This window comes from Dyella marensis (assembly GCF_900112865.1).
Lineage (GTDB): Bacteria > Pseudomonadota > Gammaproteobacteria > Xanthomonadales > Rhodanobacteraceae > Dyella_D > Dyella_D marensis_A.
Window position 1 is genome coordinate 74,052 of record NZ_FONH01000012.1, and the last position, 13,960, is coordinate 88,011.

12 protein-coding genes are annotated in these 13,960 nt (G+C 69.5%); all 12 read left to right on the forward strand.

Annotation, left to right across the window (positions count from 1 at the left end; genetic code table 11):
• Window positions 1–4 precede the first annotated feature (4 nt).
• Window positions 5–931, forward strand: coding sequence for a 16S rRNA (cytosine(1402)-N(4))-methyltransferase RsmH (gene rsmH, locus BM172_RS15210; RefSeq protein ID WP_026633729.1), 927 nt, complete (start codon window positions 5–7; stop codon window positions 929–931).
• A 19-nt stretch (window positions 932–950) separates the two neighbouring features.
• Window positions 951–1,214, forward strand: coding sequence for a cell division protein FtsL (gene ftsL / locus BM172_RS15215; protein ID WP_177218826.1), 264 nt, complete (start codon window positions 951–953; stop codon window positions 1,212–1,214).
• Complete coding sequence (locus BM172_RS15220) at window positions 1,211–3,028, forward strand: peptidoglycan D,D-transpeptidase FtsI family protein (protein WP_026633727.1); 1,818 nt, start codon at window positions 1,211–1,213, stop codon at window positions 3,026–3,028. Before ftsL ends, BM172_RS15220 begins: the two co-directional genes overlap by 4 nt.
• Window positions 3,025–4,497: a UDP-N-acetylmuramoyl-L-alanyl-D-glutamate--2,6-diaminopimelate ligase gene (locus tag BM172_RS15225; RefSeq protein ID WP_026633726.1), complete on the forward strand. Its 1,473-nt coding sequence runs from the start codon at window positions 3,025–3,027 to the stop codon at window positions 4,495–4,497. The genes BM172_RS15220 and BM172_RS15225 overlap by 4 nt, the downstream gene beginning before the upstream one ends.
• The gene (locus tag BM172_RS15230) at window positions 4,494–5,861 is read left to right on the forward strand and encodes a UDP-N-acetylmuramoyl-tripeptide--D-alanyl-D-alanine ligase (RefSeq protein ID WP_026633725.1); all 1,368 of its coding nucleotides are present in this window, start codon (window positions 4,494–4,496) and stop codon (window positions 5,859–5,861) included. Before BM172_RS15225 ends, BM172_RS15230 begins: the two co-directional genes overlap by 4 nt.
• Window positions 5,851–7,053, forward strand: a complete 1,203-nt coding sequence (mraY, locus tag BM172_RS15235; RefSeq protein ID WP_026633724.1) for a phospho-N-acetylmuramoyl-pentapeptide-transferase — start codon at window positions 5,851–5,853, stop codon at window positions 7,051–7,053. The genes BM172_RS15230 and mraY overlap by 11 nt, the downstream gene beginning before the upstream one ends.
• 132 nt (window positions 7,054–7,185) lie before the next feature.
• The gene (ftsW, locus tag BM172_RS15240; RefSeq protein WP_026633723.1) at window positions 7,186–8,418 is read left to right on the forward strand and encodes a putative lipid II flippase FtsW; all 1,233 of its coding nucleotides are present in this window, start codon (window positions 7,186–7,188) and stop codon (window positions 8,416–8,418) included.
• Window positions 8,415–9,491, forward strand: a complete 1,077-nt coding sequence (murG, locus tag BM172_RS15245) for an undecaprenyldiphospho-muramoylpentapeptide beta-N-acetylglucosaminyltransferase (protein ID WP_026633722.1) — start codon at window positions 8,415–8,417, stop codon at window positions 9,489–9,491. Before ftsW ends, murG begins: the two co-directional genes overlap by 4 nt.
• The gene (gene murC, locus BM172_RS15250; RefSeq protein ID WP_026633721.1) at window positions 9,488–10,927 is read left to right on the forward strand and encodes a UDP-N-acetylmuramate--L-alanine ligase; all 1,440 of its coding nucleotides are present in this window, start codon (window positions 9,488–9,490) and stop codon (window positions 10,925–10,927) included. Before murG ends, murC begins: the two co-directional genes overlap by 4 nt.
• Entirely contained in the window at window positions 10,924–11,865 is a 942-nt protein-coding gene (locus tag BM172_RS15255; RefSeq protein WP_026633720.1) for a D-alanine--D-alanine ligase, read from the forward strand. Before murC ends, BM172_RS15255 begins: the two co-directional genes overlap by 4 nt.
• Window positions 11,862–12,605 carry a cell division protein FtsQ/DivIB gene (locus tag BM172_RS15260; protein WP_026633719.1) on the forward strand — a complete coding sequence of 248 codons (744 nt, stop codon included), beginning with the start codon at window positions 11,862–11,864 and terminating at the stop codon, window positions 12,603–12,605. Before BM172_RS15255 ends, BM172_RS15260 begins: the two co-directional genes overlap by 4 nt.
• Window positions 12,602–13,834, forward strand: a complete 1,233-nt coding sequence (gene ftsA / locus BM172_RS15265) for a cell division protein FtsA (protein WP_026633718.1) — start codon at window positions 12,602–12,604, stop codon at window positions 13,832–13,834. Before BM172_RS15260 ends, ftsA begins: the two co-directional genes overlap by 4 nt.
• Window positions 13,835–13,960 lie beyond the last annotated feature (126 nt).

Here is a 13,960-nt window from a genome sequence, read left to right on the forward strand (position 1 = left end):
CGGCATGGCCGAGCAAGTGTTGCGGCACATCCCGGTGATGCTGGGTGAAGCAGTGGAGGGTCTCGCCGTGCGGGCTGGCGGGCGTTATCTGGATGGCACCTTCGGACGCGGCGGTCACGCCCGCGCCGTGCTGTCGCGCCTGGGTCCCGATGGCCGCCTGCTGCTGATGGACCGCGACCCCACCGCCATCGCCACCGCCCAGGCCGAATTCGCCGCCGATCCGCGCGTATCGATCCGCCACGCCAATTTCTCCAGCCTGGCCGACTGGGACGAGACCGCCGCCGGCCTCGACGGCGTGCTGCTGGACCTGGGCGTGTCCTCGCCGCAGCTCGACGAAGCCGCGCGCGGCTTCAGCTTCATGGCCGATGCCCCGCTCGACATGCGCATGGACCCGACCCAGGGCGAGAGCGCGGCGGATTTCCTCGCCCGCGCCGACGAGCGCGAGATCGCCGACGTGCTGTGGATCCATGGCGAGGAGCGCTTCAGCCGCAAGATCGCCCGCGCCATCGTGCAGGACCGCGCCGAGCGGCCGCTGACCCGCACCGGCGAGCTGGCCGCGCTGATCGAGCGCGTGGTCGGCCGCCGCGAGCCGGGCAAGCATCCGGCCACGCGCAGCTTCCAGGCGCTGCGCATCCAGGTGAACGGCGAGCTGGATTCGCTCAAGCAGGGGCTGGAGTCGGCGCTGGACCGCCTCAACGTGGGCGGCCGCCTGTCCGTCATCAGCTTTCATTCGCTGGAAGACCGCGCGGTGAAGCTGTTCATCCGCGACCACTCCGGCCGCGTGCAGGGCAGCCGCCGCGGTCCGCCGGTGGCCGCGGCGCCCGCGCGCCTGGCCGCGGTGGGCAAGGCGCAGTTCCCGTCCGATGCGGAACTGGCCGCGAATCCGCGCGCCCGCTCGGCGGTGCTGCGCGTGGCGGAGAAACTCCTATGAGGGGCGGCGGATGAAGGTGATCGGCACCATCTTCCTGCTGCTCCTGCTCGGCGCCACGCTGGCCAGCGCGGTCGGCGTGGTGTGGACGCGCCACCAGAGCCGCGTGCTGTTCGTCGAGCTCAGCCGCCTGCAGAACCAGCGCGATGACCTCAACATCGAATACGGCAAGCTGGAACTGGAGCAGGCCACCTGGGCCGAGCCGCGCCGCGTCGACAGCGAGGCGCGCCAGAAGCTCGGCATGCTCAATCCCAAGCCGCAAGACATCCAGCTGGTGCGTCGATGAACATGCGCCCCCGCTTCCCGACCCAGCCCACCGCCCGCCGCCGCCAGCATGGTCCCAGTCCCCGCCGCCGCATGATCGTGGTGGTGGCGGTGCTGTCGCTGGCTTCGCTGGGCCTGGTCGCGCGCGCGTTCGACCTGCAGGTGGTGCGCAAGGAGTTCTACCAGAGCCAGGGCGATGCGCGCTTCCTGCGCGAGGTGCCGATCGCGGTCTCGCGCGGCACCATCTTCGATCGCAACGGCGAGCCGCTGGCGGTGTCGACGCCGGTGATGTCGATCTGGGCCAATCCGTCCGAAGTGCTGGAAAGCGAAGACCGCCTGCCGCAGCTGGCCAAGGCGATCGGCATGGACACGGGTGAGCTCAAGCAGTACCTGATGCAGCGCTCCGAGCGCGAGTTCGTCTACCTGCGCCGCCAGATGCGCCCGGACGCGGCGCAGGCCGTGCTGGATCTGGGCATTCCCGGCGTCAACGGCCAGCGCGAATACCGCCGCTACTACCCGTCGGGCGAAGTCACCTCGCACATCCTGGGCTTCACCAATATCGACGATCACGGCCAGGAAGGCCTGGAACTGGCCTTCGACGACTGGCTGGCCGGCAAGCCGGGCGCCAAGCGCGTGATCCGCGACCGCATGGGCCACATCGTGGAGGACGTGGAGCAGGTGCGCGCGCCGCAGCCGGGCCGCAACCTCACGCTGAGCATCGACCGCCGCATCCAGTTCCTCGCCTACAACGAGCTGAAGAACACGCTGGAGCAGTCGCAGGCCGATTCCGGCTCGATGGTGATCATCGACGTCACCACCGGCGAGGTGCTGGCGATGGTCAACCTGCCCACCTACAACCCCAACGCCCTGCGCAGCAGCACGCCGTCGCAGCGGCGCAACCGTTCGATGACCGACGTGGTGGAACCGGGTTCCACCATCAAGCCGGTGGTCATGGCCGCGGCCCTGTCCAGCGGCAAATACACGCCGAACGGCCCGCTGGTCGACACCGGCAACGGTCACTTCTATTACATGACCCATGACATCCGCGACACGCATGCCTACGGCATGCTGTCGCCCACCGGCGTGATCCAGAAGTCCAGCAACATCGGCGCAGCCAAGATCGCGATGACGCTGGACACCAGCCTGCTCTACGACACCTACCGCGCCTTCGGCCTCGGCAGCAGCACCAACAGCGGCTTTCCCGGCGAGGCTTCCGGTTACCTGAAGGTGGGCCGCGACTGGCGTCCGCTGGAAAAGGCCATCATGGCCTACGGCTACGGCCTCAACGTCACCGCCCTGCAGCTGGCCAATGTCTACGCCACCATCGGCGACGGCGGCCTGATGCACGAGCCGTCGTTCGTCAAGGGCGCGGCCGGCGACAGCAAGCAGATCATCGCGCCGGAAATCGCGCGCAAGCTGGTCACGATGCTCGAATCCACTACCCAGCCCGGCGGCACCGCCGCGCCGTATGCGTGGATTGCCAACTACGCGGTGGCGGGCAAGACCGGCACCGCGCACAAGGCCAGCGGCGGCTCCTATCTGAAGAACAACTACAGCGCCGCCTTCGCCGGCATCGTGCCGGCCAGCAATCCGCGCATGGCCGCGGTGGTGGTGATCGACGATCCGAAGAAGGGCAGCTACTACGGCGGCCTGGTGTCCGCGCCGGTGTTCGCCAAGGTGATGGACGGCGCGCTGCGCCTGCTCGACGTGCCGCCGGACAATATCGGCCGCTGGTATGTCGGCGGTCCGTTGCAGGGCAATAACGGACTGGTCGGCAGCAAGCCGCCGGACGCGCCGGTGGTCGAGGACGCCCCGGTCGAGGGAGCGACCCCATGAACCAGCGCCTGGACCAGCTGCTCCACGGTATCGCCGACGCCCAAGGTGCCGGCGATATCGTCGTTTCGGGACTGGCGCTCGACTCGCGCCGTGTGCGCGCGGGCGACGCGTTCTTCGCGCTGCGTGGCACGCGCGGCCACGGCATCGAATTCGCCGCCGGCGCGGTCGCGCAGGGCGCGCGCGTGGTGCTGGCCGAAGCGCCGGCAACTTCGGCGACGACGCTCGGCGTGCCGGTGATCTGGATCGACCGCCTGCACACGCAGGTCGGCGAGATCGCCGCGCGCTACTACGGCCGTCCGTCGCAGGCGCTGCAGGTAGTGGGCGTCACCGGCACCAACGGCAAGACCTCCACCGTGCAGCTGATCGCGCAGGCGCTGCATCACCTGGGCCACAGCCCGGCCACCATCGGCACGCTCGGCGCCGGCCTGCATGGCCAGGTCGAGGAAGGCGAACGCACCACGCCCGACGCCATCCACGTGCAGGAGCTGCTCGCCTCGTTCCGCACGCAGGGCGCGACGCACGTGGCGATGGAGGTGTCCTCGCATGCGCTGGAGCAGGGCCGCGTCGGCGCGGTGGCGTTCGGCACGGCGGTGTTCACCAACCTCACGCGCGATCACCTGGATTACCACGGCAGCATGGAGGCCTACGGCGACGCCAAGGCCAAGCTGTTCGCCTGGCCGACGCTGACCCATGCGGCGATCAACGTGGACGACGCGTTCGGACGCGAACTGCTGCACCGCACGCCCGGACACGTGCGCAAGCTGCGCGTGAGCGCGGCCGGAGATCTCGCCTCGGACATCCGCGCAAGCAACATCCTCACCTCGGCCGAAGGCCTGCGTTTCGAGCTGCATACGCCATGGGGTTCGCGCCCCGTGCAGACCCACCTGATCGGCCGCTTCAACGTCGACAACCTGCTCGCCGTGGTAGCGGTGCTGGGCGCACTGGGCGAATCGTTCGAGCGCATCGTCGAGGCGGTCTCCGCGCTGCATCCGGTCAACGGCCGCATGAGCCGGCTCGGCGGCCACCATGGCCAGCCGCTGGTGGTGGTCGACTACGCGCACACGCCGGACGCGCTGGAGCAGTCGCTGCACGCGGTGCGTGCGCATTGCGAAGGCCGCTTGATCTGCGTATTCGGCTGCGGCGGCGAGCGCGATGCCGGCAAGCGTCCGCTGATGGGTGCGATCGCCGAGCGGCTGGCCGATATCGCGATCATCACCGACGACAACCCGCGCGGCGAAGACGGCGATGCCATCGTGGCGCAGATCGTGGCGGGCCTCATGCACCCGGAGCGGGCACACGTGCAGCGCAACCGCGCACTGGCCATCACCGAGGCCCTGCACCTGGCCAAGCCCGGCGACGTGGTGCTGATCGCCGGCAAAGGCCACGAAACCTACCAGGAGGGCGCGCACGGCAAGCGCCCGTTCGACGATCTTGCAGTCGCTCGTGCTGCATTGGAGCTGCACGCATGATGCGCCTGTCCGCCATCGCCCTGTGGACCCGCGGGCACCTGCACGGTGCCGACGTGGAAGTCCTGGGCGTGGGCATCGATACCCGCAAGATCCGTCCCGGCGACCTGTTCGTCGCGATCAAGGGCGAGCACGCGGACGGCCACGACTTCCTGGCGCAGGCCGCTGCCGCCGGCGCCGTGGCAGCGCTGGTCGAGCGCCGCGTCGATGCGCCGATCGCACAAGTCGTGGTCAATGACACGCAGCTGGCGCTGGGCGACCTGGCCAGCGCGGTGCGCGCGCAGAGCAATGTGCGCGTGGTCGGCATCACCGGTTCCAACGGCAAGACCACGGTGAAGACCCTGGTCGCCTCGATCCTGTCGCGCCATGGCCGCACCCACGTCAACGCCGGCAACTACAACAACGAGCTGGGCCTGCCGCTGACCCTGCTGGCGATGCCGCAGGACACCGAGTACGCCGTGCTGGAAATGGGCGCGGGCAAGCCCGGCGACATCGCCTATCTCGCCGCCATCGCGCGGCCGGACATCGGCATCGTCAACACGGTGGCGCCGGCGCACCTGGAGCGCATGGGCAGCGTGGAAGGCGTGGCCGAGACCAAGGGCGCGCTGTACCAGTCGCTGCCCGCCGACGGCGTGGCGGTGATCAATGCCGACGACGCCTTCGCCAAGTTCTTCGAGGGCCTGGCCAATGGCCGCCGCCAGTTGTGCTTCGGCCTGGATCACCCGGCCGAGGTGGTGGCGGAAATCCTGGAGCAGCGCGTCGACGGTTCGCGCTTCGTGCTCGCCACGCCGGTCGGCGACGCCGAGGTGAAGCTGCCGCTGGCCGGCCGCCACAACATCGCCAACGCGCTGGCCGCGGCATCGCTCGCGCTGGCGCTCGAAGTGCCGCTGGCCACCATCGTCGAAGGACTGGAGCAGGTGCCCGGCGTCGCCGGCCGCCTGAAGCTGGAGCGCATGCCCGGCGACTGGACCCTGATCGACGACAGCTACAACGCCAACCCCGGTTCGGTCGGCGCCGCTATCGACACGCTGGCCCTGGCCGCGGGCGAACGCTGGCTGGTGCTGGGCGACATGGCCGAACTGGGCCCTGACGCCAAGGCCCTGCATGCGGGCATCGGCGCGCGGGCACGCGAGCGCGGCATCGAGCGGCTGTTCGCGGTCGGTCCGCTCGGCGCCGCCACCGTGGCCGCGTTCGGCACCAACGGCGAGCACTTTCCCGACCGGGCCGCGCTGGTCGCGTCGCTCAAGCAACACCTGCACGGCGGCGTCACCTGCCTGGTCAAGGGCTCGCGTTCGGCGGGCATGGAACAGGTCGTGGCCGCGCTCCGCAACAACTCATCGAAGGAGGGCGCATCCGATGCTGCTTGAACTCGCAGACTGGATGGCCCGCCACTTCACGGCGCTGCATCTGTTCCAGTACATCACCTTCCGCACCATCATGGCCTCGCTCACCGCGCTGGCGATGTCGCTGCTGTTCGGCCCCGGCCTGATCCGCAAGCTGGCCGAGCTGAAGGCGGGGCAGGTGGTGCGCAAGGACGGCCCGCAGACGCATCTGTCCAAGGCCGGCACGCCGACCATGGGCGGCGTGATGATCCTGCTGGCGGTAGCCATCGCCACCTTGCTGTGGGCCGATCTGCACAACCGCTACGTGTGGGTGGTGCTGGCGGTGCTGCTCAGCTTCGGCGTGATCGGCTTCTACGACGACTACAAGAAGCTGGTGCTGAAGGACAGCCGCGGCCTGGCCTCGCGCTGGAAGTATTTCTGGCAGTCGGTGTTCGGCCTGATCGCCGCGCTGTTCCTGTACTTCACCGCGCCGACCACGCCGGCGCCCTGCGCGCGCCCGGTGCCGGCGGTGGTGCAGCACGTGGAGACCACCGCGACCGCGCTGGATACCCGCCTGAGCATCGAGCCGGCGGCTGCGCCGGTGTGCATCAAGGAAGTGGCCGAGACCGCGCTGTTCGTGCCGCTGTTCAAGCAGGTGGCGGTGCCGCTGGGCCTGTTCTTCGTGGTGCTGACCTATTTCATGATCGTGGGCTTCTCCAATGCGGTGAACCTCACCGACGGATTGGACGGCCTGGCGATCATGCCCACCGTGCTGGTATCCGGCGCGCTCGGTGTGTTCGCCTACCTCGCCGGCAACCGCGTGTTCTCCGAATACCTGGGGATCCCCTCGATTCCCGGCGCGGGCGAGCTGGCCATCATCTGCGGCGCGCTGTCGGGCGCGGGCCTGGGCTTCCTGTGGTTCAACACTTATCCCGCCCAGGTATTCATGGGCGACGTCGGCGCGCTGGCGATCGGCGCGGCGCTGGCCGCGATCGCGGTGATCGTGCGCCAGGAGATCGTGCTGCTGATCATGGGCGGCGTGTTCGTGATGGAAACCGTGTCGGTGATGCTGCAGGTGGCGAGCTTCAAGCTCACCGGCAAGCGCATCTTCCGCATGGCGCCGATCCACCATCATTTTGAATTGAAGGGCTGGCCCGAGCCGCGGGTGATCGTGCGCTTCTGGATCATCAGCGTCGTGCTGGTGCTGATCGGCCTTGCCACGTTGAAGGTGCGGTGATGAGAGCCGGGAATAGGGAATTGGGAATAGAGAATAGGAAGAGCGCGCAGGTGCGAGCACCGCGTGTGGTCGTGCGTGCTGTTTCCGATTCCCTATTCCCTATTCCCTATTTTCCCGCTGCGGAGCAGCGAAATGTTTGACGCCACCCAGGCCAGACGCCGACAGGGACCGCAGGGCAGGTTCGACCTGCCGCTGCTGGTCGCGCTCGTCGGCCTGGCCTGCGTCGGGCTGGTGATGATCACCTCCAGCTCGATCGCGGTGGCGGACAGCCAGCACCTGGGCGCGTTCTATTTCCTCAAGAAGCACCTGATGTTCCTGGGGCTGGGCATGGTGCTGGCCGGCGTGGCCATGCGCACCGAGCTGAAGGTGCTGGAGAAGAACAGCTTCCTGCTGTTGCTGCTGGCCTTCATCCTGCTGCTGGCGGTGTTCCTGCCGTTCCTGGGCATGCGCCTCAACGGCGCGCGGCGCTGGCTCAACCTGATCGTCACCAGCTTCCAGCCGGTCGAAGCGGTGAAGCTGATCTTGGTGGTGTACATCGCCAGCTATCTGGTGCGTCACCGCGAGGGCGTGGAGACACGCTTCCTGGGTCTGCTCAAGCCGATCATGGTGGCCGGCCTGATGGTCGTGCTGCTGCTGCTGCAGCCGGACTTCGGCTCGGCGATGCTGGTGATCTCGGTGACCATCGCGATGGTATGGCTGGGCGGTGCGCGGCCGATCTTCCTGTTCGGCATGGGCCTGCCGCTGATGCCGCTGCTGGCGATCGCGGCGACCAGCGAAAGCTACCGCATGAAGCGCCTGACCTCGTTCATGGATCCGTGGAAGGATCCGTTCAACGACGGCTTCCAGCTGACCCAGTCGCTGATGGCGATCGGCCGCGGCGAGTGGACCGGCGTGGGCCTGGGTTCGAGCGTGCTGAAGCTGTCGTACCTGCCGGAAGCGCATACCGACTTCATTTTCGCGGTGATCTCCGAGGAGCTCGGCCTGGCCGGCATCCTCGGCGTGATGAGCCTGTTCGCGCTGACCGTCGGGCGCGGCCTGTACCTGGGCCTGAAGGGCGTGGAGCTGGGCCAGCGCTTCGCCGGCTACGTGGCCTTCGGCGTTTCGCTGATGATCGGCCTGCAGACCATGGTCTCGATCGGCGTGAACCTCGGCGCGCTGCCGACCAAGGGCCTGACCCTGCCGCTGATCAGCTACGGCGGTTCGTCGATGGTGCTGACCTGCGCCATGGCCGGCGTGCTGCTGCGCGCCACCTATGAGATCAACCGCGCGATCGACGCGCGCCAGATGGCGACGCGCATGCCGGCGCTGGCGGTGGCCGATGCGAACGCGGCCGCCGCGACGGCGCGCGAGGCGGTGAGCGCATGAGCGCGAGCAACGCACCCGTGCTGATCATGGCCGGCGGCACCGGCGGCCACATCTTCCCCGGCCTGGCCGTGGCCGAGACGCTGCGCGCGCAGGGCGTGCCGGTGGTGTGGCTGGGCGCGGACGGCGGCATGGAAACCAAGGTGGTGCCGGCGCACGGCGTGCCGCTGCGCACGGTGCCGGTCGGCGGCCTGCGCGGCAAGGGCCTGAGGACGCGCCTGCTGGCGCCGCTGATGCTGGCGCGCGCGCTGCTCGCCTCGCTGCGCGTGGTGGGTGCGGTGAAGCCGCGCAGCGTGCTGTCGATGGGCGGCTACGTGGCCGGCCCCGGCGGCATCGCCGCGTGGCTGCTGCGCAAGCCGCTGCTGGTGCACGAACAGAATGGCGTGGCCGGTTTCACCAACCGCAAGCTGGCGGCACACGCCGCGCGCGTGCTGGTCGGCTTCAGCGATGTGCTGCCGGGCGGCGAGTGGGTCGGCAATCCGGTGCGCGCGACCATCGCCGCGCTGCCGGCGCCCGACCTGCGCATGGCCGGGCGCACAGGCAAGCCGCGCCTGCTGGTGCTGGGCGGCAGCCTCGGCGCACGCGCGCTGAATCTCGCCTTGCCGCAGGCGCTGGCGCAGTTGCCGCTCGAGCGCCGGCCGGAAGTGCTGCACCAGTGCGGCAACCGCGGTCTCGACGAAGCGCGCGCTGCCTATGCGCAAGCCGGCGTCGATGCGCAGATCGTGTCCTTCATCGAAGACATGGCCGGCGCCTATGCCTGGGCCGACCTGGCCGTGTGCCGGGCCGGCGCCCTGACCGTGGCCGAGCTCACCGCCGCCGGTCTCGGCGCGGTGCTCGTGCCTTTCCCTCATGCGGTGGATGACCACCAGACCCGCAATGCCGAGGCCCTGGTGGCCGCCGGCGCGGCCGAAGTCGTACAGGAACGAGATTTGGACGTACAGCAGTTTGCCCGGCGCCTGGATGCGCTGTTGAACGAGCGCGCGCGCACGCTGGCCATGGCCGTGGCCGCGCGCACCCTGGCCAAGCCCGACGCGGCCGCGGCGATCGCCCGCGCCTGCCTGGAGGTGCGCGCATGACGCCGCGCCGCCTGCTGGCCCACGAAGACCTGATGACCACGTTCCGCCGCGTGCATTTCATCGGCATCGGCGGCGTGGGCATGAGCGGCATCGCCGAGGTGCTGCACAACCTCGGCTATGCGGTGTCCGGTTCCGACAAGTCGAACTCGTCGACCGCGCAGCGCCTCGCCGCGCTGGGCATCGTGGTGCACGTCGGCCATGCCGCCGAACACATCGGCGACGCCGACGTGGTGGTCACCTCCAGCGCGATCCGCCAGGACAACCCCGAGCTGGTCGCCGCCCGCGCCGCGCGCATCCCGGTGGTGCCGCGCGCGGAGATGCTGGGCGAGCTGATGCGCTTCCGCCGCGGCATCGCCATCGCCGGCACGCATGGCAAGACCACCACCACCAGCCTCACCGCCAGCGTGCTGGCCGAGGCCAACTACGACCCGACCTTCGTGATCGGTGGCCAGCTCAACGCGGCCGGCGCGAATGCGCGCCTGGGCACCGGCCAGTACATCGTGGCGGAAGCCGACGAGTCGGACGGCTCGTTCCTGATGCTGTCGCCGGTGGTGGCCGCGGTCACCAATATCGATGCCGACCACCTGGAGAACTACCAGGGCGACTTCGCGCTGGTGAAGAAGGCCTTCGCCGACTTCCTGCATCGCCTGCCGTTCTACGGGCTGGCCGTGCTGTGCGTGGACGATCCGGAAGTGGCCGCGTTGGCCAAGAGCACCCCGCGCCGCGTGATGACCTATGGCATCGACTCGGCCGACGCCGACGTGCGCGCCAGCAACATGACGCAGCATGGCTTCGAGATGCACTTCGACCTGTGGCTGCCCGGCCGTAACGAAGCACTGCACGTCAAGCTCAATCTGCCCGGCCGCCACAACGTGCTCAACGCGCTGGCCGCCGCCACCATCGGCTGGCAGCTGGGCGTGGAAGCCGAATCGATCGCCCGCGCGCTGCAGCAGTTCGAGGGCGTCGGCCGCCGCTTCCATCGCCGCGGCGAGATCGCGCTCGACAAAGGCACGGCGCTGCTGGTCGACGACTACGGCCACCATCCGCGCGAGCTGGCCGCGGTGTTCGCCGCCGTGCGCGGCGGCTGGCCGGAGCGCCGCCTGGTCGCGGCGTTCCAGCCGCATCGCTACAGCCGCACGCGCGATCTGCTCGATGACTTCGCCAACGTGCTGAGCGACGTCGACGTGCTGGTGCTCACCGACGTGTATCCGGCCGGCGAGGCGCCGATCGCCGGCGCCGACGGCCGCGCGCTGGCCCGCGCCGTGCGCGCGCGCGGCAAGGTCGATCCGGTGCTGGTCGAGCATCCGCGCGAGCTGAAAGAGACCCTGCCGGCGCTGCTGCGCGACGGCGACCTGTTGCTGCTGCTCGGCGCCGGCGATATCGGCGCGGCGGCGGTGGAGCTGGCTACGGCCGGCAACCTGAGGAGCAAGAAGTGAGCGCGCCCAAGAAGATCACTGACCCCGCCCAGTTCGGTCGCGTCGCCGTGGTGATGGGCGGCAGCTCGGCCGAGCGCGAGGTCTCGCTCAATTCCGGCGACGGCGTGCTGAAGGCACTGCGTGCGCGCGGCGTCGATGCCGAGGCGATCGACGGCATCCCCGCGCTGCTCGATGCGGTGCGTGCCGGCCACTTCGCGCGCGTGTTCAACATCCTGCACGGCGGCGGCGGCGAGAACGGCGAGCTGCAGGGCGCGCTGCAGTCGCTGCGCATTCCGTTCACGGGTTCCGGCGTGCTCGGCTCCGCGCTGTCGCTGGACAAGATCCGCGCCAAGCTGGTGTGGCAGGCGCTGGGCTTGCCGACGCCGCGCTTCAAGGCGCTGCCGCGCGGCGCGGACGTGCACGCCGCGGCGCGCGAGATCGGCTTCCCGCTGATCGTGAAGCCGGCCTGGGAAGGTTCCAGCGTGGGCGTCACCCGCGTGTTCGACGAGCAGGACCTGGATGCCGCGGTGGAACTGGCGCAGCGCTATCCGGGCGACCTGCTGATGGAAACGCTGATCGAAGGCGGCGAATTCACCGTCGGCATCCTCGGCCGCGAGGTGCTGCCCACCATCAAGATCGTGCCCAAGGGCGAGTACTACGACTACAACGCCAAGTACATCGCCGAGGACACCCAGTACATCTGCCCCGGCCTGGAAGGCGCGGCCGAGCGCGAGATGCAGGAACTGGCGCTGCGCGCGTTCGACGCGCTGGCCTGCGGCGGCTGGGGCCGCGTCGACGTGATGCGCGACCGCGATGGCCGCAACTGGCTGCTGGAGGTGAACACCGCCCCCGGCATGACGTCGCACTCGCTGGTGCCCAAGGCGGCCAAGGTGGTCGGCATCGACTACCAGACGCTGTGCTGGCGCGTGCTCGAAACGAGTTTCCGGGAGGACGTGTGAGGGGAGCCATTCGCCTCGTTGCCTGGTGTCTGGCCATCGCGCTCGTGGCGCTGCCGATCGTCGGCGTGCTGCGCGGATGGTTCGCGGCCAATCGCTGGCCGGTGACCCAGCTGACGGTGCAGGCCGAGTTCAAGCACGTCAGCGCGGACGCCATCCGCGCCACCGTGCTGCCGCGCCTGGGCAAGGGCTTCTTCGCGCTGGACCTGGACGCGGTGCAGAAGGCCGTGGCCGCGCTGCCGTGGGTGGAATCGGTCGAGGCGCGCAAGCGCTGGCCGGACACCCTGATTCTGCGCATCTACGAACGCCAGCCCTTCGCGCGCTGGAACGACAAGCAGCTGATCAGCCGCCAGGGCCTGGTGTTCGACGCGCCCGGCGCCGACGGCTTCGACAACCTGCCCGAGCTGCGCGGTCCGGACGCGCGCCTGGCCGAGGTGGTCAGCTTCTACGCCGAGACGCAGCGCGCGTTCGGCAGCATGCATCTGAAGATCAGCGGCGTGTCGCTCACCGAGCGCGGCAGCTGGAGCCTCACCACCTCGAACGGCGCGCAGATCGTGCTCGGCGACCGCGACCAGGCCGGCCGCCGGCTGCGCCGCTTCCTCGACGTCTACCCCCAATTGATGGCGAACCGCCCGGACGGTTTCGCCTATGCCGATCTTCGCTATACCAACGGATTCGCCGTGCGCTGGCCGCAGACGCAAGTACCGGCCGCCGTCACCACCAAAGGCACGCCCAGCACATGAAAACCCGCAACGACAAGCAACTGGTCGTCGGCCTCGACATCGGCACCTCCAAGGTGGTGGCGATCGTGGGCGAGTACGAGCCGGGCGAGCCGATCGAAGTGATCGGCATCGGCACGCATGTGTCGCGCGGGCTCAAGCGCGGCTCGGTGGTGGACATCGAATCGACCGTGCACTCGATCCAGCGCGCGGTGGAAGAGGCCGAGCTGATGGCCGGCTGCGATATCCGCTCGGTCTACGCCTCGATCTCCGGCAGCCACCTGGAAACCAAGAACTCGCACGGCACCGCCGCCATCCGCGACCGCGAAGTGACCCCCGGCGACCTGGAACAGGTGCTCGAGGCGGCCAGCGCGGTGGCGATCCCGGCCGACCGCAAGGTTCTCTATAAGGAGTCGCAGGAGTACCGCATCGACGGCCAGGACGGCATCCGCTCGCCGGTGGGCATGAGCGGCGTGCGCCTGGAGGCGAGCGTGCACCTGGTCACCGGCGCGGCCGCGGCGGTGCAGAACATCAGCAAGTGCATCCAGCGCTGCGGCCTGACCGTGGACGAGCTGGTGCCGTCCTCGGTGGCCAGCGCCAAGTCGGTGCTGACCGACGACGAGCGCGAGCTGGGCGTGTGCCTGGTCGACATCGGCGCCGGCACCACCGACATCGCCATCTATACGCAGGGCTCGATCCGCTACACCAAGTCGCTGCCGGTCGGCGGCGACCAGGTCACCAACGACATCGCCTACGGCGTGCACACGCCGACCGCGCATGCCGAGGAGATCAAGATCAAGTACGCCTGCGCGCTGGCCCAGCTGGCGCACGCCGAGGAAACCATCCAGGTGCCCAGCGTGGGCGACCGCCCGCCGCGCCGGCTGGCCCGCCAGTCGCTCGCGCAGAGCGTGCAGGCGCGCTACGAGGAAATCTTCGAGATGGTGCAGGACGAGCTGCGCCGCTCCGGCTACGAGAGCCTGGTCGCGGCCGGCGTGGTGCTTACCGGCGGCGCTTCCCGCATGGAAGGCGCGCTGGAGCTGGCCGAGGAGATCTTCCACAAGATGGTGCGCATCGGCGTGCCGCAGCACGTCAGCGGCCTGGGCGAAGTGGTGTCCAACCCGATGCATTCCACCGGCGTCGGCCTGCTGCTGCACGGCGCGCGTGCCGGCGGCATGCGCGCGGGCGGTTCCACCGGCGGCAGCGTGGGCGGGCTGGTCGAGCGCCTGCGCGGCTGGCTGGCGAAGAATTTCTGAGTTTGGAGTTCTGGCGGCGCAGGAGGCGCAGCCACGGGCGACGGGAAGTCGCCCACCACCTGAGGGACCGCAAGGAGCGGAACCCGCGGGTTACAACGACAACGAAAGCTCTACGGAGGACGGGAA

Coding starts and splice junctions, on each gene's coding strand:
- rsmH (WP_026633729.1), top strand. CDS start 5: ATGGCCGAGCAAGTGTTGCGGCACATCCCGGTGATGCTGGGTGAAGCA.
- murG (WP_026633722.1), top strand. CDS start 8,415: ATGAGCGCGAGCAACGCACCCGTGCTGATCATGGCCGGCGGCACCGGC.
- mraY (WP_026633724.1), top strand. CDS start 5,851: ATGCTGCTTGAACTCGCAGACTGGATGGCCCGCCACTTCACGGCGCTG.
- murC (WP_026633721.1), top strand. CDS start 9,488: ATGACGCCGCGCCGCCTGCTGGCCCACGAAGACCTGATGACCACGTTC.
- ftsA (WP_026633718.1), top strand. CDS start 12,602: ATGAAAACCCGCAACGACAAGCAACTGGTCGTCGGCCTCGACATCGGC.
- ftsW (WP_026633723.1), top strand. CDS start 7,186: ATGTTTGACGCCACCCAGGCCAGACGCCGACAGGGACCGCAGGGCAGG.
- BM172_RS15230 (WP_026633725.1), top strand. CDS start 4,494: ATGATGCGCCTGTCCGCCATCGCCCTGTGGACCCGCGGGCACCTGCAC.
- BM172_RS15220 (WP_026633727.1), top strand. CDS start 1,211: ATGAACATGCGCCCCCGCTTCCCGACCCAGCCCACCGCCCGCCGCCGC.
- BM172_RS15225 (WP_026633726.1), top strand. CDS start 3,025: ATGAACCAGCGCCTGGACCAGCTGCTCCACGGTATCGCCGACGCCCAA.